Source organism: Fundidesulfovibrio magnetotacticus (assembly GCF_013019105.1).
Lineage (GTDB): Bacteria > Desulfobacterota > Desulfovibrionia > Desulfovibrionales > Desulfovibrionaceae > Fundidesulfovibrio > Fundidesulfovibrio magnetotacticus.
Genome location: NZ_BLTE01000020.1, coordinates 43,450 through 62,706 on the forward strand (window position 1 = coordinate 43,450; position 19,257 = coordinate 62,706).

At 66.5% G+C, this 19,257-nt stretch carries 20 protein-coding genes; 15 read left to right on the forward strand and 5 right to left on the reverse strand.

Annotation, left to right across the window (positions count from 1 at the left end):
- The first annotated feature begins 116 nt into the window (after positions 1-116).
- From NNJEOMEG_RS17850 to NNJEOMEG_RS17870, 5 genes are all read left to right on the forward strand, one after another.
- Positions 117-791 (forward strand): ABC transporter ATP-binding protein, encoded by a 675-nt coding sequence (locus tag NNJEOMEG_RS17850; RefSeq protein WP_173086827.1) that lies wholly within the window; start codon positions 117-119, stop codon positions 789-791.
- A complete protein-coding gene (locus tag NNJEOMEG_RS17855; RefSeq protein WP_173086828.1) occupies positions 748-2,034 on the forward strand; it encodes an ABC transporter permease in 1,287 nt (428 codons plus the stop codon). The genes NNJEOMEG_RS17850 and NNJEOMEG_RS17855 overlap by 44 nt, the downstream gene beginning before the upstream one ends.
- 218 nt (positions 2,035-2,252) lie before the next feature.
- On the forward strand, positions 2,253-3,380 hold the full coding sequence (locus tag NNJEOMEG_RS17860; RefSeq protein WP_173086829.1) for a metallophosphoesterase: 1,128 nt from the start codon (positions 2,253-2,255) through the stop codon (positions 3,378-3,380).
- On the forward strand, positions 3,377-4,261 hold the full coding sequence (locus tag NNJEOMEG_RS17865) for a hypothetical protein (RefSeq protein WP_173086830.1): 885 nt from the start codon (positions 3,377-3,379) through the stop codon (positions 4,259-4,261). Before NNJEOMEG_RS17860 ends, NNJEOMEG_RS17865 begins: the two co-directional genes overlap by 4 nt.
- A complete protein-coding gene (locus NNJEOMEG_RS17870) occupies positions 4,242-4,637 on the forward strand; it encodes a PqqD family protein (RefSeq protein ID WP_173086831.1) in 396 nt (131 codons plus the stop codon). Before NNJEOMEG_RS17865 ends, NNJEOMEG_RS17870 begins: the two co-directional genes overlap by 20 nt.
- A 151-nt stretch (positions 4,638-4,788) precedes the next feature.
- On the opposite strand, the gene NNJEOMEG_RS17875 is transcribed toward NNJEOMEG_RS17870, so the two are convergent.
- Positions 4,789-5,631 carry a purine-nucleoside phosphorylase gene (locus NNJEOMEG_RS17875; protein ID WP_173086832.1) on the reverse strand — a complete coding sequence of 281 codons (843 nt, stop codon included), beginning with the start codon at positions 5,629-5,631 and terminating at the stop codon, positions 4,789-4,791.
- A 47-nt stretch (positions 5,632-5,678) separates the two neighbouring features.
- Here NNJEOMEG_RS17875 and NNJEOMEG_RS17880 point away from each other — a divergent pair, with 47 nt between their 5' ends.
- The 8 genes from NNJEOMEG_RS17880 to NNJEOMEG_RS17915 all read left to right on the forward strand — a co-directional run bounded on the left by NNJEOMEG_RS17880 (position 5,679) and on the right by NNJEOMEG_RS17915 (position 13,089).
- Complete coding sequence (locus NNJEOMEG_RS17880; protein WP_173086833.1) at positions 5,679-6,434, forward strand: motility protein A; 756 nt, start codon at positions 5,679-5,681, stop codon at positions 6,432-6,434.
- Positions 6,424-7,161: an OmpA/MotB family protein gene (locus tag NNJEOMEG_RS17885; protein WP_173086834.1), complete on the forward strand. Its 738-nt coding sequence runs from the start codon at positions 6,424-6,426 to the stop codon at positions 7,159-7,161. Before NNJEOMEG_RS17880 ends, NNJEOMEG_RS17885 begins: the two co-directional genes overlap by 11 nt.
- Positions 7,158-7,559, forward strand: coding sequence for a PilZ domain-containing protein (locus NNJEOMEG_RS17890; protein WP_173086835.1), 402 nt, complete (start codon positions 7,158-7,160; stop codon positions 7,557-7,559). The genes NNJEOMEG_RS17885 and NNJEOMEG_RS17890 overlap by 4 nt, the downstream gene beginning before the upstream one ends.
- Positions 7,537-8,949 carry an ATP-binding protein gene (locus NNJEOMEG_RS17895; RefSeq protein ID WP_173086836.1) on the forward strand — a complete coding sequence of 471 codons (1,413 nt, stop codon included), beginning with the start codon at positions 7,537-7,539 and terminating at the stop codon, positions 8,947-8,949. The genes NNJEOMEG_RS17890 and NNJEOMEG_RS17895 overlap by 23 nt, the downstream gene beginning before the upstream one ends.
- Before the next feature lie 33 nt (positions 8,950-8,982).
- The gene (locus tag NNJEOMEG_RS17900) at positions 8,983-11,235 is read left to right on the forward strand and encodes a carboxyl transferase domain-containing protein (RefSeq protein WP_173086837.1); all 2,253 of its coding nucleotides are present in this window, start codon (positions 8,983-8,985) and stop codon (positions 11,233-11,235) included.
- 10 nt (positions 11,236-11,245) lie between these two features.
- Positions 11,246-11,896 (forward strand): biotin attachment protein, encoded by a 651-nt coding sequence (locus NNJEOMEG_RS17905; protein WP_173086838.1) that lies wholly within the window; start codon positions 11,246-11,248, stop codon positions 11,894-11,896.
- A 125-nt stretch (positions 11,897-12,021) separates the two neighbouring features.
- On the forward strand, positions 12,022-12,369 hold the full coding sequence (locus NNJEOMEG_RS17910) for a hypothetical protein (protein WP_173086839.1): 348 nt from the start codon (positions 12,022-12,024) through the stop codon (positions 12,367-12,369).
- A gap of 132 nt (positions 12,370-12,501) precedes the next feature.
- Entirely contained in the window at positions 12,502-13,089 is a 588-nt protein-coding gene (locus tag NNJEOMEG_RS17915; RefSeq protein ID WP_173086840.1) for a single-stranded DNA-binding protein, read from the forward strand.
- A gap of 118 nt (positions 13,090-13,207) precedes the next feature.
- On the opposite strand, the gene NNJEOMEG_RS17920 is transcribed toward NNJEOMEG_RS17915, so the two are convergent.
- Genes NNJEOMEG_RS17920 through NNJEOMEG_RS17930 form a run of 3 tightly spaced genes read right to left on the reverse strand, consistent with a single transcriptional unit; the run spans position 13,208 to position 14,753 of the window.
- Positions 13,208-13,705, reverse strand: a complete 498-nt coding sequence (locus tag NNJEOMEG_RS17920; RefSeq protein ID WP_173086841.1) for a hypothetical protein — start codon at positions 13,703-13,705, stop codon at positions 13,208-13,210.
- A complete protein-coding gene (locus NNJEOMEG_RS17925; protein WP_173086848.1) occupies positions 13,702-14,445 on the reverse strand; it encodes a hypothetical protein in 744 nt (247 codons plus the stop codon). Before NNJEOMEG_RS17925 ends, NNJEOMEG_RS17920 begins: the two co-directional genes overlap by 4 nt.
- Before the next feature lie 11 nt (positions 14,446-14,456).
- Positions 14,457-14,753 carry a hypothetical protein gene (locus NNJEOMEG_RS17930; protein ID WP_173086842.1) on the reverse strand — a complete coding sequence of 99 codons (297 nt, stop codon included), beginning with the start codon at positions 14,751-14,753 and terminating at the stop codon, positions 14,457-14,459.
- 354 nt (positions 14,754-15,107) lie between these two features.
- On the opposite strand from NNJEOMEG_RS17930, the gene NNJEOMEG_RS17935 reads away from it, so the two are divergent.
- Together NNJEOMEG_RS17935 and NNJEOMEG_RS17940 are read left to right on the forward strand one after the other, a co-directional pair.
- Positions 15,108-15,872, forward strand: a complete 765-nt coding sequence (locus NNJEOMEG_RS17935) for an enoyl-ACP reductase FabI (RefSeq protein ID WP_173086843.1) — start codon at positions 15,108-15,110, stop codon at positions 15,870-15,872.
- Between the two features lie 227 nt (positions 15,873-16,099).
- Positions 16,100-17,371 (forward strand): beta-1,3-glucanase family protein, encoded by a 1,272-nt coding sequence (locus tag NNJEOMEG_RS17940; protein WP_173086844.1) that lies wholly within the window; start codon positions 16,100-16,102, stop codon positions 17,369-17,371.
- Between the two features lie 184 nt (positions 17,372-17,555).
- Here the strand turns inward: NNJEOMEG_RS17940 and NNJEOMEG_RS17945 are convergent.
- Positions 17,556-19,257, reverse strand: a 1,702-nt coding sequence (locus NNJEOMEG_RS17945; RefSeq protein WP_173086845.1) for a WcbI family polysaccharide biosynthesis putative acetyltransferase, incomplete at its 5' end; no start/stop codon positions are given.

The following is a 19,257-nucleotide window of genomic DNA, read 5'->3' on the forward strand; positions in this document are numbered from 1 at the left end:
CTTGGCCTTCCATACGATCACGCGGCGTCCCGGACCATGGGTCCGGGACGCCGTACGCTTTTGCGCGGCCGCGAACCTCTCGACCTCGCCGCCCCGATCTGGCAGAGTGCCCGCCCATGGAAGACGCCCCTCTCATCCGCCTGGAGCAGGCCACCAAGACCTACCACCTGGGCGACGTGGAGACCCACGTCCTGCGCGGCGTGGACCTGGACATCGGCTCGGGCGAGTTTGTGGCCCTGCAGGGTCCATCGGGGTCGGGCAAGTCCACGCTTTTGCACATCATCGGCCTGCTGGACCGGCCCAGCTCCGGGCGCTATCTCCTGCGCGGGCAGGACGTCTCCCAGCTGGACGACGACGCCCTCTCGGGCCTGCGCAACCGGCTCATCGGCTTCGTGTTCCAGAGCTTCTACCTGATCCCCTACGCCTCGGCCCTGGACAACGTGCTCCTGCCCGGGCTCTACGGCGACAGGCCCGGCCACGAACTCCGGGAGCGCGCCGCGCACCTCCTGGAGCAGGTGGGCCTGGGCGACCGCATGCGCCACAAGCCCTCCCAGCTCTCCGGCGGCCAGCAGCAGCGCGTGGCCCTGGCCCGCAGCCTGCTCAACGACCCGGACCTCATCCTTGCCGACGAACCCACCGGCCAGCTCGACTCCGCCACCTCGGCAGAGATCATGGCCCTTCTGGCCCAGGTGAACGCCCAGGGCAAGACCATCGTCGTGGTCACCCACGACGAGGAGACCGCCAGCCATGCCAAGCGCCGCGTCCTGGTTCTCGACGGCCGCATCGAGTGAGGCCCTGGCCCGGGCCGCGCGCCTCCGGCGCGTGCTGGGCATGGCCTGGGGCGCTTTGTGGGCCTTCAAGCTGCGCTCCGTCTTCGTGATCCTGGCCGTGGCCCTGGGCATCGCGGCGCTCACCATCATCATCGCCTCGGTGGACGGCGCGCGCCGCAAGACCCTGGAAATCGTGGAATGGTTCGGCCCCGACGCAGTGCTCATCTTCGGCGGAAACATTGAGACGCGCGCCGTGGGGCAGCGCACCCTCACCCTCACCTGGGCAGACGCCCTCTCCATCGAACGCTCCCTGCCCGGGGCCTACCTGGTGGTGCCCATGCGCTCCAAGGCCCAGTTGACCCTGCGCAACGGCAACCGCAACATGGTCACCCCCGTGGTTGTCGGGGCCACGGGCGACTACGCCCAGGCCTGGAACTGGCCCCTGGCCGAAGGGCGCGATCTCTCCGAGGAGGACGTGAAGCACTCGGCCAAGGTCTGCCTCATCGGCGACAACCCCGCGCGCGAACTCTTCGGGGACGAATCGCCCATAGGCAAGGTGATCCTCGTGCAGGACCTGCCCGTGCAGGTGGTGGGCAGGCTCTCCTACAGGGGCTTCGCGCCCGGCGGCGGCGGAAGCTCCGTGGACGACCGCCTCATCATGCCCATCTCCACGCTGACCCAGCGCTTCCACCTGGAGCGCAACTACTTCCGCGCCCTGCGCGTGAAGTTCCTCGAACCCGAGTTCATGGACTCCCACATCGACGGCCTGCGCTCGCTCCTGCGCCACAACCACGGCCTGCGCCCCGAGGACCCGGACGACTTCTCCATCATCTCCGCCAGCGAGGTGCTCAAGTTCCTGAGCATGATCACCGGGGGCATCATGGTCTTCCTGGGCATCACGGCCGGGGCGGCCATGCTGGTGGGCGGCTTCGTGTTGGCCAACCTGCTCTTCCTCTCGGTAAGCGAGCGGCGCGAGGAGATCGGGCTCAAGAAGGCCCTGGGGGCCACCTCCACGGCCATCACGGTGCAGTTCCTGGCCGAGGCGGTGCTGCTCACGCTGATCGGGGCCATCGTGGGCATCGCCCTGGGCGTGGCCATGGGACAGCTCCTGGCGGGCCTGGGGGTGCTGGAGATCCGCCTCTCGGGCAAGCTCTTCGCCCTGGGCCTGGCCTCGGCCCTGGCCATCGCCCTGATCTTCGGGCTCAAGCCCGCGCGCGGCGCGGCCGCCCTGGACCCCATCGAGGCCCTGCGCGGCGGCGGATAGCAGCCTGCTGAAAAATCCTCGCTGGCCGCGTTGCTGGAAAAAACCAAACCCTCACGTAGGGGGACTACGCTTCGGGCTTGGCTTTTCCCAGCGCCTTGCCAGCGAGTTTTTTGAACAGGCTGCCCGAATCGGTTCTTTCCATGGGCGGGTGGGGCGGCTGTTTACAGCCGTGGCCAAGTCTGTCAGAGAGGCCGCGTGACCCCCTTCGAGGTTGCTCCATGACCCTGCTCGGCTTTCGCGGCGTCCACCCCCTCGCTCTCCTCTTCCTCCCGGCGGCCCTGGCGGCCGTGTTCGGGGGCTTCTGGCTTTTGCGCCGCCATCGCGCGGCCCTGGGCGCCCCGGCGCTCCGCATCTGGCTGGCGGCCTGGATCGCCTCGGCCCTGGGCGCGGCGTGCTTTTTCCCGCTGGTGCGCGCGGCCCACGCCAAATACCTGCTCATCTACTATCTGTGCGTGCTGGCGTGCTTCGCGGCCCTCACCCTGGGCCTGGCCCTGAAGATCTCCCTGGGCCGCGCCGCCGCTTCGCATCTGCCCGCGCGCCGCCGCCTGCTGGCCGGGGGGCTTCTGGCCTGCGCGGGGGCCGCCTGCACCAAGGCCCTGGCCGAAACCTCCGCCGGGGAAGCCGTGGTGGAAGAACGCAGGATCCGGCTGGAGCGCCATCCCGAGGCCCACCGGGGCCGCGAGCTGCGCCTGAGCATGGTCACGGACCTCCACGCCGGGTTCTTCCTGCCCCAGGCGCACTTGGCGCAGGCCCTGCGCCACGTGGAGGCCTTCGCTCCCGACGCCGTGCTCTTCGGCGGCGACCTGGTGGAGTACGAGCTGGAGCACCTGGCCGAAACCGAGCATTTCCTGCGCGAACTGGCGCGCGTCGCCCCCGTCTTCGCGGTGCTGGGCAACCACGACATCTACGTGGACGGCGGGCGCGTGGCGCGCTTCCTGTCCGTGTGCGGGGCGCGAGTGCTGCGCGGCGAGTCCGTGCCCCTGGCCGGTCCCTGGGGACGCTTCACCCTGGCGGGCCTGCGCGACGCCTACGAGCCCGAACGCTCCTGGCGCTGCCTGGAGGGCCAGGACCCCGCCACCACACTCATGCTGGCCCACAATCCCCAGATGGCCCTGGCCGCCCCCGAGGGCCTGGCCCCGTGGCTCACCCTCTCGGGCCACACCCACGGCGGCCAGCTGCGCCTTCCCGTGATCGGCGCGGCCATCAACCAGGCCGACCGTCGCATCGGACCGGGCCTGGGCACCGTGGACGGCAGGCGCATGGTCGTCTCGGCGGGCCTGGGCTATGCCGGGCTGCCGGTGCGCCTGGCCTGTCCGCCGGACGTGACCCACGTCGTGATCGCATGAACGCTCTCCGGGAGATCGCCTGGGACGGGCTGGGCCTTACGGTCCCCGCCGCGTGGGAGCCCGCCCGCGTTGGCCTGGGCTATCTGCGCCTGGAGGACGGCTCGGGGCCCCGGCTCACCCTGCGCTGGCAGCCCCTGAGGCCCGGGGCCGTCCCTGAAAAGGCCCTGAAGCGCCTGGCCCGGCGCGGAGTGCTCGCGCGCGAGGAGCGCCCCGCCGGGGTGCTGGAGGCTTCGCTGCGCGCGATGGGGGAGGGGGCCTGGGCCTGGGCCTGCCGCACGGGTTCGGGCAGGGGGCCGGACGCCGTGTTCTTCGCCCCGCCCGGAGCGGGCCTCGCGGTGCTGGCCGCCCCCCACGCCCGGGAGGGGGAGCCCGCCCTGCCGTGGACGCAGGCTCTCGCCTCCGTGAAGGGCCTTCCTCCGGGGACCTTCCGCCTCTACGACGTGGCCGGGGAGGCCCCGGCGGGCCTGCGTCTGAAGGCCTTCGACCTCAAGCTTGGGCACTACCGCCTCGCGTTCGCCGGGCGCGGCGAGACCGTGGAGTTCCACCGCTTCGCCCCGGCCGAGGCAATCCTGCGGGGCCAGTCCCTGGACGGTTGGGCCGGGAAGGTTCTGTCCCAGACCTTCGGCGGTCGCGGGGGCTTCAGGCCGGGATATCTGGAGGGCAGCCCGGCGGCGTTCTGGAGCGAGGCCGCGCCGGGTGTCTTCACCCGTCTGGCGGGGCCGTTGCTGGCGCGATGTTTCGAGGCGGCCCGTCCGGTGTCGGGCGTGGTCTGGCGGGCGGACCGCTCGCGCATCCTGGCGCTGGCCGCGCGCACGCGCCGCGGGATGACCCGCGAGGAGTTGGAGGAGGTGTGCGGCAGGTATGTGGCCCTGGAAACGTAAGCCCCCGCCGCCCGCCCCCGAGGAGCCGGGGCGCGAGGAGCGCCTGGCCATGCGACCGGCGCGCAACCGCATGGTGCGCGAGGAACGCCTGGAAGGCGGCCTGGCGCGCCTGACGTACCTTTCGGCCTACAGGCCGTGGTTCGCGGGCCTTGCCCGGCGCATGGGGGCCTGGGACGGCAGGCCCCTGCAAAAAAAGCTGGAGCTGGACGAGCTGGGCACGTTCTGCTGGGATTTGATCGACGGCGAGCGCACGGTGAAGGATATGGCCCTGGCCCTGGGCGAGCGCTACGGCGTGCCCGCCCGCGAGGCCGAACTCTCCGTGGCGGCCTTCCTGCGGGAACTGGGCCGGCGGGGGCTCATCGGGGTGCGGGAGTAGGGCGGGCGCGGGATACAAGGCCGTTACGCCCGGCCCGCGTGCGCCGGTATCACCGTCGTTCGGGCCTGCCCCCTGGCTGGGAGCGCGGACCGATCGTCTTCCGATCGGTCGGTCCGCGCTCCCAGCCAGGGGGCAGGGCCGCAAGGCGGCTCTACAACTCCGGGGCCACGGCCTCCAGGAGCCGCCAGAGCTTGACGCAGGCCTCGGAGGCGGCGTCCAGCACGCACTCCAGGGTCACCTCCGCCATGCAGTCGGGCAGGTTCTGGTTCACCAGGCAGGAGAGGCCCAGCACCTCCAGGCCCATGTGGCGCGCCGCGATGACCTCCTGCACCGTGGACATGCCCACGGCGTCGGCCCCGAGCAGGCGCAGCATGCGCGTCTCGGCCGGGGTCTCCAGCTGGGGGCCGACCACGCCCGCGTAGACGCCGCGCTCCAGGCGGAGGCCCAGGCGCAGGGCGGCCCGCCCGGCCGCCTCGGCCAGGCGCGCGCTGTAGGCCCGGCTCATGTCCGGGAAACGCGGCCCCCAGGCGTCCACGTTGGGGCCGGTGAGGGGGCTTAGGCCCGTCAGATTGACATGGTCGGAGATGACCAGTAACTCCTTTATTTTATGGAGCGGGTTGAGAGAGCCCGCCGCGTTGGCCGCCACCAGGACGCCGGCCCCCAAAAGGGCCGAAACGCGCACCCCCAGGCACACCTGGGCCGGGGTGTAGCCCTCGTAAAGGTGGAAACGACCGCTCCAGACGAGCACGCGGGTCCCGGCCAGGCGCGCGGCCAGGAGCTGCCCCGCATGCCCCGGCACGGTGGAGCGGGGGAAGCCCGGGATGTCCCGATAGTCCAGCCGGTCGAGAATTTCCAGGGACGGGGCCGCTCGGCCCAGCCCCGTGCCCAGCACCAGGGCCGCCCTGGGCCGGAAGCCTTCCGGGAGTCTGGCGCGAAGGAAGGCCGCTGCGTTCTCAGCCGTGGTGCGTTCCTGCGCCGTGTCGCGTTCCTGCATGTGAGTCTGGCCTTGCGGGTTGGGGTCGGGGAAGTAGAGGTGACCTGATGGATTTCGCGACGCTTCTGGGGCTGACCACGGGCCTGGGCCTGGTGGTGGGCGCCATCATCATGGGGGGCTCGTTCCTCCAGTTTCTCGACGGCCCCAGCGCCATGATCGTGCTCGGAGGAACCACGGCCGCGCTCTGCGTGAGCCACCCCATCGAGGAAGTGCTACAGGCCTTCAACGCCTTCTTCAAGATATTCTCCTCGCGCAAGGTGACGGCCCAGGAAGTGGTGAACGTCATGGTGCGCATCGCGGAAATCTCGCGGCGCGAGGGCCTGCTCGCCCTGGAGAACATCCGCACGGACAACGTGGTGCTCAAGAAGGCCTGCAAGCTCATCGCCGACAGCGCCGGGCCGCAGCTGATCCACGACACCCTGCGCATCGAGATCCACTCCCTCAAGCGCCGCCACCAGATCGGCGAGACGGTGTTCAAGTCCCTGGGCACGTTCTCCCCGGCCTTCGGGCTCATCGGCACGCTCATAGGTCTGGTGCAGATGCTGGGACGCCTGAACGACCCCAAGAGCCTGGGACCGGCCATGGCCGTGGCCCTGCTCACCACGTTCTACGGTGCGCTTTTGTCCAACCTGTTCTTCCTGCCCGTGGCCGCCAAGCTGCGCGCGCGCACCTACCAGGAAGTGCTCAACCTGGAGATCATCTTCGAGGGCGCGCGCTGCATCCTGCAGAACAACAACCCCCTGCTCGTGCGCGACAAGCTCTCCTCGTTCGTGCCGCCCAAGGAGCGCACCGTTGGCAGATGACCAGGGCCGCCTTGAGGAAGAAGACGAACACGAGGACATCCCCCAGGTGTGGCAGATAACCATGGCGGACATGTCCATGCTGCTGCTGTGCTTCTTCATCTTTCTCTTCTCCCTGGCCACCCTCAAACCCGAGAACGTCTCGGAGACCCTGGAGAGCGTGCGCCAGCGGCTCAAGTCCGAGAAGGCCCCCAACAAGAAGACCCCCGGCGCGCAGTCCATGGAGGAGAAGGTGCTCGAACAGCTGAGCCTGCGCGAGCAGCTCATCATGCGCCAGCGCCAAGTCTACCAGGACCTCACCGCCTACTTCCAGGGGCGCGGCGAAACCACCTTCAAGACCACGCTCCAGGGCTCGCGCATGACCGTTTCCGTGCCCTCCGACGGCATGTTCGAGGCCAACGACGTGACGCAGCTCACCAACGCGGGGAAGCAGCGCCTGCTCCTGGTCAAGGATTTCCTGGCCCGCCATCCGGACCAGCGCGTGCACATCAAGGGCTTCACCGACGACACCCCGCCGCCCCCCCAGGCGCGCCTGCGCAACAACTGGGAGGTTTCCTCCCTCCAGGCCGTGTCGGCCCTGCGTTTCCTCCTGTCCCAGGGCGTGCCCGCGAACAGGTTGACATCCACCGGGTTAGCTGATTTAGAACCGCTGCTCCCCAACACGAGCGAGGCGAACCGGGCCAGAAACCGCCGCCTGGATTTCGTAATGGAAGTGCAGGTTGAGGGATGAAGAACGACCTGATGTTCACCTACGAGGCCGAAAAGGAAGCCAATCGCCAGACCTTTCGCGCTCGTTTCCCGGACATGGCGGCCTGGACGCTCCCACTGGAGCAATCCTTCCCCGTGCACGACATAAGCGCCGGGGGCGTCTCCCTGGACGACCCTGGCGGCGCGCTCGCGGAGCAGGCGGAACTGGTCCTGGACATCCTGCTCAGGGGGCGTCCCCTCATCAGGAGCCTCAAGGCCCAGGTCGCCCGGCGCAAGGACACCGTGGCGGGACTCAAGTTCCTGGACCTGACCCGGCGACAGGAAGAGCACCTGGACAAGCTGGTGCTCGAGGTCCAAAAGTATCTCATCGCGAAGCAGAAAACCGGCGGGAGCCACATTGACGACGACAACCAAACATAAGGTGCTGGTGGCGAACCGGGGCGAGATCGCCCAGCGAATCATCCAGGCCTGCCGCAAACTGGGCCTGGATTTTGTTTGCGTCTTCACCCGGGAAGACCACGCCTCCGGGCACGTGTCCATGGCCCGCGAACTGGGCGGCGAGGCCGTGCGCATCAGTTCCTACCACGACGCCAACGAGCTCATGGCCGTGGCCGACCACGCCATGGCCACCGCCGTGCACCCCGGCTACGGCTATTTCGCCGAAGACTACCGGTTCGCCCGGCGCGTGAGCGAACGCACGCGCCCCATGATCTGGATCGGCCCCAGCTGGAACGTGATCCGCACCCTGGGCGACAAGATCAACACCAAACGCCTGGCGCGCTCCCTGGGCGTGCCCACCGTGCCCGGCTCCGACCGCCCCGTCTACGACGAGCTGGAAGCCGAGGAGATCGCGGACTCCCTCTTCCGCTTCCAGGCCGAGCAGGGCATCGACAACGCCCGCGTGCTGGTGAAGGCCTCGGCGGGCGGCGGCGGCATGGGCATCGAGGAGGTCCAGAACCTGGACCACTTCAAGACCGTCTACCGGCGCATCCGCAACTACTCCAAGCGCCAGTTCCACGACGAGGGCGTGCTCATCGAGCAGCGCATCCTCACCTTCAACCACCTGGAAGTGCAGATCGCCGCCGACCGCCACGGCAACGTGGCCCACTTCGGCACCCGCAACTGCACCATCCAGTCCACCGGACGCCAGAAGCGCGTGGAGATCGCCCCCGGCTTCGCGCCGGACCAGGTGAAGTACTCCTTCGACGCCGCCAAGGTGCTCGCGGACATCACCGCTCACTCGCTCTCCATCGCCCGCGAGGTGGGCTACGACAACGTGGGCACCTGGGAATGGATCGTCACCCCGGCGGGCCAGCCCTTCCTGATGGAAGTGAACACCCGCATCCAGGTGGAAAACGGCGTCTCCGCCGCCATCGCCCGCATCAAGGGCAAGCCCGGCGTGGACATCATCCGCGAGCAGATCCGCATGGGCCTGGGCGACCCCATGGGCTTCACCCAGGACGACATCACCTTCGAGGGCATCGGCATCGAATACCGCATCATCGCCGAAGACCCCGCCAACCGCTTCACCCCCTGGGTGGGCCGCATCGACCGCTTCGGCCCCCCGGCCTTCTCCTGGGCCGAGCTGCACTCGCAGATCCCCCGGGACAAGCCCTACGACATCCCCACCGAGTTCGACCCCAACCTCGCCCTGGCCATCATCTGGGGCAAGGACCTCGAAGAGGCCAAGACCAGGGGCGTGAAGTACCTCGACGACCTCACGCTCGAAGGGCAGGACCAGGCAGGGGCTCCCATGAAGTCCAACATCGCTTTCCTGCGGGAGAAAACCCGCGACATCCTGGTGTTCTAGGCCGACGGGCCAGACACCCGAGAAAACCAACCCATGGACATCGAAAAAAGCATCCAGGAGCTTGAAGCCAGGCTCCAGTACATCCAGGATGTCTTCGGGACGCGCCGTCCCGAGGACGTGGCCCTCCTCTCCGCCAAGCTGGCCGGGCTGCGCTCCGGCGAGCAGGACGCCAAGCTCTCCGACAAGGTGAAGCTCCTGGCCCAGCTGGAGGACCTCTTCGGCTTCGTGGAGCAGAAGCTCGACCCCGAGCTCACCCCCATGGACCGCGTGCGCATCGTGCGCCACCCCCAGCGCATCACGCTCAAGGACATCCTCGAGTTCTGCTACGACAACTACACCGAGATCGGCGGGCAGGACGAGTACTCCATCGACCCCTCCATGGTCATCGCGCGGGCCTACATCACCCGCCGCCAGGGCGACAAGGTGCACAACCAGCCCGTCATGGTCATCGGCCAGGAGAAGGGCCACGGCCAGGAGTTCCGCAACGGCGGCTCCGTGAAGCCCTGGGGCAACGCCAAGGCGTTGCAGTACATGAAGGTGGCCGAGACCGAGAACATCCCCATCCATACCTACGTCTTCACCCCCGGGGCCTTCCCCGTGGAGGACTACCCCGGCGCGGCCCAGCAGATCGCCCGCAACCTCTACGAGATGGCCGCCCTGCGCGTGCCCGTGATCGCCTGCATCTCCGAAGGAGGCTCCGGCGGGGCCGAGGCCATCGCCCTGGCCGACACCCGGCTCATGCTCTCCCACGGCTACTACTCGGTCATCTCGCCCGAGGGCGCTGCGGCCATCGAGTCGGGCATTCGCCAGGGCCAGCGCGCTCCGGTGGAACTCATCGAAGAGGTGGCCTCGCGGCTCAATATCACCGGCGCGGACAACCTGCGCATGGGCTACGTGGACCGCGTGATCCAGGAGCCCTCCCTGGGCGCGCGCCCCCACCACTACGACTTCTTCAAGCGCCTGCGCCAGGAGATGATGCTCGCCACCGACGAGGCCTTCCTCTCCGTGAAGGGCATGAACTTCATCCGCGCCATGGCCGTGAAGCGCCGCAAGAAGGCCCACCTGGCCGACGCGGAAGCCTTCTTCGTGCGCTGGTCCCTGGACGAGAGCGCGGCCGAACGCCTGGTCTGGCGGCGCTACCGCAAGTTCCGCGACATGGCCCAGCAGGCCTACCAGGACAAGACGCCCGTGTCGCGGCGCATGGCCGAATCGCTGCGCCAGCTCTCCTGGTCCACCTATTCCTACCTGCGCTACGAGTTCCTGCGCGCCTACGGGACCAAGCTCCAGCAGCTGCGCGAGGAGGCCGAGGCCGAGGTGCGCCTGGTGGCCAACAAGCTCCTGCGGCCCTTCCGCTCCACCGGCGGGGCGCGCAAGGTGGACACCCAGACCATCCAGAAGCTCACCGAGCTCTCCTGCGCCGAGGACGGCATCTGCCTGGACGGCGACGGCAACAGCGTCTACGTGAGCCCCAAGACCCGCGAAGACAAGGCCGTCACCTGCCCCAACGCCGCCACCCACGGCTGCCTGGACCTCTGGGCCCCGGACCTCTTCGGGGACTTCGCCGGGGTCTGCCAGTACTGCGGGCACCACTTTCCCATGGAATACCAGTGGTTCACCCACAACGTGCTGGACCGCGACTCCGTCTCCGAGTTCAACGCCGAGGTGGAGGCCGCCAATCCCCTGGACTACCCCGGCTTCGACCAGAAGCTCGACGACGCCAAGAAGAAGCTCAAGCTCAAAAGCTCCTGCATCACCTACGAGGCCTCCATCGAGGGCATCAAGGTGGTGGTGGGCCTGCTGGCGGCGCCCTTCCGGGGCGGCACGGTGGGCGCGGCCGAGGGCGAGAAGTTCATCCGGGCGCTCTCCCGCGCGCGCAAGAAGCACTATCCCTTCCTGGCCTACGTGCACGGAACCGCGGGCATCCGCATCCAGGAGGGCACCAACGGCGTCATCCAGATGCCCCGCGTGACCATGGCCGTGCGCCGCTACATCGAGGCGGGCGGGCTCTACATGGTGCTCTACGACACCAACTCCTACGCCGGACCCGTGGCCAGCTTCCTGGGCTGCTCGCCCTACCAGTTCTCCGTGCGCTCGGCCAACATCGGCTTCGCCGGCCCCGGCGTGATCAAGGAGACCACTGGAACGGACATCCCCCCGGACTACCACCTGGCCTACAACGCCCTGGCGCGCGGCCACATCCAGGGCATCTGGGACCGCAGGGAAATCCGCAACAACCTGGTGCAGGCCTTCCAGACCATCGGCGGCCGCAACCTCTACTACCGCTAAGGGGACCGCCGTGAAGGACGTGAAAGCCATCCTCGAACAGTTCAAGGCCTCCCCCTACGAGGAGGCCGTGGTCTGCGCGCCGCACTGCGGCGTGGTCTCCTTCAAGACCACCGCCGGAGAGACCCGCGTGCTGGGCCCCTCGGGCACGTGGCGCGAGAAGCCCGGAACCCTCCTGGCCACCGTGACCCGCGAGCGCAACGCCAAGCCCATCCACTGCCAGCGCAAGGGACAGGTGCGCGAGGTGCACTCCCACCTGGACGGCCGGTTCGTCGAAGCGGGCACGCCGCTTTTGGTGTTGCGCCACTTCCTCACCAAGGAGGAGGTCACCCAGGCCATCCTCAAACAGGTGCTCCACCTCTTCGAGGCCCCGGAGCGCGCCAAGTATTACTTCGCCCCGGACGTGGACAAGAAGGTCAAGGTGTCGGGCTGCCGCTCCATCCGCGTCAAGGACGGCATGGACCTCTTCATCGTCTCGCGCATGAAGCGCGAGAAGCCCCTGAACTACTCCGGCCCCGAGGGCATCATCTACGACGTCTACTTCTCCCACGACCAGAACGTGGACGCCGGAGCGCCGCTCATCAGCGTCTGCCCGGAAGACCAGATGGGCGTCATCCAGGACGTGGTGAACCGCGTCCAGTCCGACTGGGAAGAGCAGGAGTAGGGAAGGGCCCGTTCAGCCTCCTCGGGGCCCGGGCTTGCCTTCCCGGGTTCTCACGGGGGCGGCGTCCCTCGGGTCTGGCGGGGCGGCGGTCGATTCCTCAACCGGAGAACCCCAGGAGGTCACAGATGGGCAAGCTGCTCCAGGTGCGCGTGAGCGCCGCCACCACGGACCCCGGCAAGGTGGACGACGCCTGGCCCATCCTCTCCCACCTGGCCTATCCGCCGGGTCACGACTACGCTCCCGCCCGGCGCGGCGTGCTGGAACTGGTGGACACCCTGCGCGCGCGTCTCGCCGCCGGGGAGGTCTCCCCGAACGTGGCCGAACGCGTGGCGCCGGGCCTGGCCAAGGCCGAGTCCCTCGTGGAGCGCTTCAACGAGGCCCTGGCCGCCTGGAAGCCCGAGGCCGCCCAGCGCCTGAGCGAGGAGATCGAAGAGGCTCTGGACGATCTTGAAGACCAGGCCGGTTACCGCTAGAAGAGGCCGTGGCGCGCGACATCCCGCGCGCACGATATCGACCGGATGATCGAGCTGCGGGCGAGCCCGCGCGGTCAACGCACGAACACACGACGCGACGCGGCTTCGCGCGCGATACCCCCTGGAGGGAGCATGGCCGGCAACGTGAACAAGGTGATCCTCATCGGCAGGCTCGGGCAGGACCCCAAGCTGACCTATCTCCCTTCCGGACAGCCTGTGGCGGAGTTGCGCCTGGCCACCTCCGAATCCTACAAGAACAAGGACGGCGAGAAGGTCGAGGCCACCGAATGGCACACGGTGAAGGTCTACGGCCGCTCGGCCGAGTTCTGCGGCAACTACCTGAGCAAGGGCCGCCTGATCTATGTGGAAGGAACCCTGCGCACTCGCTCCTGGGAAGACCAGCAGGGGCAGAAGAAGTATTTCACGGAAGTGATCGTCACCGCGCCGGGCCACACCGTGCAGTTCCTTGATTCCAACAAGGGCGGCGGCGTGGACAACGCGCCTTCCGAAGGCGGCTACGGCGGCTACGGCGGGGGGCAGCAGGGCGGCTACGGCGGCGGCCAGGGCGGCGAGCGGCGCGGCGGCGGCGCGCCCCAGCAGCAGGGCAACCGCGCTCAGGGCGGCGGACGCCAGGGCGGCCAGCGCCAGCAGCCCCGCGAGGAGGACATGGCCCCGGCCTTCCCTTCCGAGGCCTCGGGCATGGACGACGTGCCGTTCTAGGGCGATCGCCCGGTCAAGCTTGCTCAAGGCCCGACGCGCCAAGCGCGTCGGGCCTTTTTCCTTGGGCGCGACAGGCGGACCGGCACGGAGAAGCCCGGTACAAGGGGGGCTGCCCGCGTCAGGGCTCCGGCTGACGGTCCTTCTGTTTCAGAACCTGGCGCTTGCCCGGCGGGACATAGCCGGGGCTGCGCGCGAGGATCACGGTCCACAGCGCGAACGCCGCCGCGCCGATCCAGGCAACGGCGTCGGTTCGTTCGGGCAGCAGCCAGCGAACCAGGGGGACCCAGCAACCGAGAAAGACGGCCCAGTTGAGCACGTGGGCCAGCACCAGCAGGCCGAAGCCGTCCCAGCCCCTGGCCACGGCCCTGTACTGCGCGATGACCAGGGCCGGGAACGCCACCGCCACGTTCAGGATGAAGCCGCCGAGCAGGATGTCCTCGAAGTTCGTGGCAAACCCCAGGGCCTCGTTGAGCGCCGCGAAGCAGGCCACCCCCAGCGGCGTGATCCAGGATGCCAACTGCACCAGGACGAAGGCGCGAGCGAACGCCCCGAAGGTCATGCCCGTGAAATACCGGCGCGGCCCGGAGGCGGAGGGCGGCTCGTGCGGCTGCGTCACTCCGCCTCGTCCGCGCCCAGGTTGGTGAGATACGCCGGGAAGTCCCCCTCGTAGGCGTGGCCGCCCAGGTGGGTGAAGCGGCTGGCCACGTCGGCGTGGATGGTTCCGCCCAGGGCAGTCCAGCGCTTGCAGAAGGCGTAGTCCTCGGGGAGGTAGTCGCGCGTGTCGGGGTCTATCATGGTGTCGAAGAAGGCGTGGTTGTCCACGTCGTCGCGCGAGGCGTTCACGTAGCTGTTGCGGTAGATCAGTTCCGGGTAGGCCCGGCTCATACGCTCCAGCACGCCGCGCCGGATGAGCATGAACCCCGTGGAGCCGTACTCCACCTCCACCAACCCCAGGGCGTCCACCTTGCAGCCGGGCTTGAACTTCACGGTATACTTTAGGGACGCCGCCTCGGCCTGGGCATCTGGCAGCCCCCGGGGCATGCGCCGGAGCTTCCCCACGTCCAGGTGCTTCACCGGGTAGATGCCGCAGACCACGTCGCGGTCGGCCTTGAGGTAGCGCAGGGCCGTCTCGGGCTCGAAGCCGATGTCGGCGTCGATGAAGAGCAGGTGGGAGCACTCCGCGTCGCGCAGGAAGGCGTTGGCCACGTGGTTGCGCGCGCGGGTCACCAGGCTCTCGTGGGAGGGCGTCTGGAAGGAGGCCTGCACCCCGGCCCCAGCCAGGGCGTCCAGGAGCCCCAGCACGGAGCGCATGTAGGCCAGGGTGACCTTGCCGTCGTAGCAGGGCGTGCCGATCATGATGGTCACGGCTAGACCACCACGTCCAGCCCCGACGTGCGGGCCGGAAGCTCGCGCAGCACGATGTCGGGCGCGAGGCTCACGATCAGGAAGCCCCGCTCCCGCCCCAGGCGGGAATCGGGCGACACCTGGGCCAGCAGCCGGTGGCCGTCGATCTCCACCCAGGCCAGACCCTCGCCCTGCCATTCCACCACCGTGCCGCGCACCTTCTGGCCCGGCTTGTGGGCCTTGCGGAAACGCTCGGAGCGCTCGCGCCCGCGCTGTTCCCCGCCGGAGCCGAATGATGTTGATCGACCGTGCACGCGCATGACGCATCTCCTGATGCGCGCGCGGACGCCGCCTCGCTGGGCCTGCACCAAGGGCCGCCCCTGAGGGCGACGCGCCCGCGCGCGGACGCCGTTCTCCAGGGAATCTAACGGCCGAAAGGGCCGGAAGGCAAGGGGCCGCCTTTCAGACAATCGACGGAGTTGGCGATGCGCGCCGGACTCTCCGAGTGGATGGCCGAAGCCCGGTCGCGCTCTTGCGGTCGTTCAGGCCGGACCGGAACGGCTACGGCCTGATCGTCGCCCTGTCCATGGGCGGGAACGTCTGGCAGCGCGGCTCGTTTTGGGCTAGAGCGGTGGAAACCCGTCTTTCGGGAACCGCATCAGGAGGTGAGCGCCATGCTGCTCAGCGGAAAAAGAGCCTTGATCTTCGGAGTGGTGAACAACCGCAGCATCGCCTACGGCATCGCCAAGGCCTTCGTGGAACAGGGCTGCCGCATCGGGCTCAGCTACTCGCGCGACGCGGTGCGCAAACGCATCCTGCCCATCGCCGAGGAGTTGGGGGCGGATTTCGTGGTGCAGTGCAACGTCACCTCCGACGAGGACATCGCGCGCATCCGTCGGGAGATCGCCGGACGCTGGGACGGCCTGGACGTGCTGGTGCACTCCATCGCCTACGCCAACCGCGAGGACCTGGCGGGCCGCTTCATCGACACCAGCCGCGAGGGCTTCCACGTGGCCCTGGACGTGTCGGCCTTCTCGCTGGTGGCCCTGTGCAAGGCCTTCGAGGAGCTTTTCGCGCCCGAGGCCTCCGTGATGACCATGAGCTACTACGGCGCGGGCCGCGTGGTGGCCAACTACAACGCCATGGGCGTGGCCAAGGCCAGTCTGGAGTGCTGCGTGCGCTACCTGGCCGTGGACCTGGGGGCGCGCGGCGTGCGCGTGAACGCCCTGAGCGCCGGCCCCGTGCGCACCATGGCGGCGGCGGCCATACCGGGCTTCAGGAGCATCCTGGGGGCCATCGAGGACAAGTCCCCCCTGCGGCGCAACATCACCCTGGAGGACATCGGCCGCTGCGCCCTCTACCTGGCCTCGGACCTCTCCTCGGGCACCACGGGGCAGACCGTGTTCGTGGATTCGGGCTACAACATCATGGGCATCTAGCGGCACGCAGGCCGCGTGCCGCATTTCCCCGGAACAACGCCGTTGCATTTACCCAGGGATTCCGTATGACGCAATAGAGCGCGAACCGTTCGTGCGGCAAAGAAGACGTGCGGCGATCCATTCTGAAGAAGGGGAAGGCAATGCCCAAACCATCATGGAGTGCCATTGCGTTGTGTTTCCTGGCGTTTTCACTTCCGACAGGCGTTGCTCGCCCGGAGGTGCCCATCGTGTTCAACCTCCCCTCGGGAGCGGACCCGGACAAGGTGTTCGTCTCCTTCTTCAACAACGGGGGGAGCATCGACGGATGGTACTACGACGATGCAGGCGGCAAGGAGACGCTCAAGACCAACACCTCCTATTCGATGTCCCAGCTGACGGACAACGCCAAGGACAAGGACAAGCCGAAATCCGTCGGCGTGGGCGTGCCGAGCGATGTGCCCGCCGTGATGGTGAACAGCTTCAACAGCGGACGGATCTACATCAGCTACGGCAGCGCCATGGACTATTCCGGCGGATTCCCGGACCCCGGGAACAGTTCGGACAAGAACAGGAACACGCGGTATCAGTACCTGGAGCCCACCATCTCCGGCAGCACGATCAACGTGGACCTTTCCTACATCGACGATCTTTCGATCCCCCTGAGCATGGAGGCGGTCAACGCCTCCAAGAGCGCCACCAATTCGCCCCAGAAGACCACCGTGAGCGGCGCCGACCTGGCCAAGGCGGCATCCAGCGCGGCGACATCCACCTCGGCGGTCTACAAGGAAGGGTCCATCGGCAGTTCTCTCTCGGGAGACTTCAAGCGCGTGCTCACGCCCCACAACGACGGCAGCCTCTACCACGACTGGTCCTGGCTCAAGGCCGACAAGCCCACGGCGACCCTTGAGAACTACTTCAACGGAGTGGGGGAAAAGCCCAGCGAGGCCTCGCTCAAGGCGCAACAGTACAAGTTCACCGTGACGTTCGACGGTTCCGGCAACGCCTCCATCACCGGCAGCGGCGACAGCATCAAGAGCAGCACCATCACCATCAACTTCACGGACCTGAACGCCGCCACGGGCGTCTACGGGGCCAACCCCTCCTACACGGTGAGCAACTACGACAACACCGGCAAGAGCAAGACGTTCAACGGCATCAACAACGACATCTACGGCTACATCGTGGGCGACCTGCTGGCCGGGCTGGACTGGGGCTTCGTGGGCAGCACGACAAAGCTCGGGGGAACCGAGATCGGCAAGCTCTCCAGCGCCCACTGGTGGGGCGGCAAGACCTCGGACGGCAAGACGGTCTCCCCGGGCGACAGCGCCGTGGGCCAGGGGCTGGTGTTCTCCAAGGCCCAGTCGGACTCCAAAAAGTACGACAACTACGCCGCCAACCTGGACGGCAAGACCGCGGGCTACGCCGCGCCGTTCCAGGACCGGGCAGGAAGCAACCTCCTGTTCTTCGACAGGGGAAAGGACTCCTCGGCCTACCTGGAAGTGAGCATCGGGAAGGACTGACCGACCGCTTGTGAAAGCGACGCCGGCCCCCTGGGGTCGGCGTCGGGCACTCCCGGAGCCGGGGGCAACGGTTTCGGGACGAAGTGTGTGTGGAAATTTGGAGTTCTGTGAGCAGGGTCCCCGTGATGAACACTCCGTGTCTGGTTGCGTGGGGACAATCTGCCATTTCGGCGTGCATCGTGTCTTATTCTTGCCAAGAAAATATGGCTTTCCGACAAATATCAATGCATTTCTCAACAATTAAGCTGTTGGTTTCGTAGTGCTGGTAGTGTGATCTGACGAAGTCTACGGCGGATATTTTTGCGCTATAGATTGAAAAACAGGCGCTTCCATTCTGTACTAGTGAAAGTTCGTTCCTGATTTTCTCGTTGACGAGCCATTGAATGTAATTGAGACGATCTGATGTTGCATTAACAATGTGCTGAGGCAATCTACCCATCCCCAGAATGCCGAGGAGAGAGTTGGCTGCGTCGTGAAGCAAGCATGCGTTCGGGTGGTTAAAGGTGTGGAACAAGATGCCACTCTTGTAACTTTTGTAGAGGTTGTCCGTGAATTTGACATCCCAATGCCTTTCCCTGTGGTATAGCTCCTCAAACAGAGAGGAGAGATAGGTTCTGTAGCCTCTTTCGATCCAATCCCCGGATGTCAGGCGCTTGGCGCAATCCTCCGGGGTTACTCCGTCGAAATAGGACGTTACGATCAGGGCCGAGTGGTAGTTGGTGAGGGGGGCGTTCCTCGGGGTGGCGTCGTCTGTCTTCAGGGTCACCATGTCCGGAAAATACCCTGTGAAATGAAATGTTGGAAAGACGATCGTTGACTGCGCAATGCCCTTTGCGACGTTGGTTTTCAGTGGACAATGTAGGTTCAAGAGGTCCTGGGTGACAAGCAAATCAATCCTCGGCAGAAGCATATCGGATACAAAGTGTTGAAGCTCGATGGACATTTCATGTATCGGAGGGATGGAATTGATGATAGAATATTCTGAAGTGAATTCTTCGTGTAACTCAAGAATGGATGACATTGCTATTGATTGGCAGTTTCCGATGATGAGTGCTGTTTTTTTTGACGAGCAAAAGTATGTTGCATCAATGAAATCCATCAGTGACTGGTTGTCGCCCGAGCGTGACAAGAAATTTGAGAAGCCATTGATCAGGATCGGATGGTTTCCAAGTTTATTTAATGCCAGTTTGTAGATTCTTTTTGCTTCTTCATGCTCGCCGAGATGTTCTAGAGCGGACGCGAAGTCATGGTATTGCGCGGGAAGCGTGAGCAATCTGTCGATACTTCTGTACGTTCTGTTGGAGTCGTTGAATTTATTGTTTCTCAGGCAGCAATGAGCGTGTCTTTCCAGTGCAGAAAACTCATTTGGAAACAAGGCTGCAGCATTTCTTGCCACACTCTCTGCTTCTTCAAGTTTGTTCTGCACCAGCAGTGCGTTTGTCAGTCCGGTCCAGGCCTGGACTTTTTCCGGATAACGTTCGGAAAGGGTCCTGTAGGCCACTTCGGCATCACGGTACATCCCTTTGCGATGTCGTAAGTGCGCACATCTTTCCAGGGTCGGAAAGTCGTCTGGGAACAGGACTTTTGCCCTGAGCGCCACGCTCTCGGCTTCATCCGGCTTGTCTTGCGACAGCAAGAGGTTCGTCAGGCCAATCCAGCCATGTGTCTTGTCGGGAAATCGATTGATGAGGAGCTTGTAAGCCTCTTCGGCGGCACGGCGCTTCCCCCCGCGGTGCAGCGTGTGCGCGAATCTTTCCAGGGCCGGAAAGTCTTCCGGGAACAGGGCCTTTGCCTTGCCCGCCACGCCCTCGGCTTCATCCAGCTTGCCTTGCGACAGCAGGACATTCGTCAGGCCAATCCAGCCATTTGTCTTGTCGGGATATCTC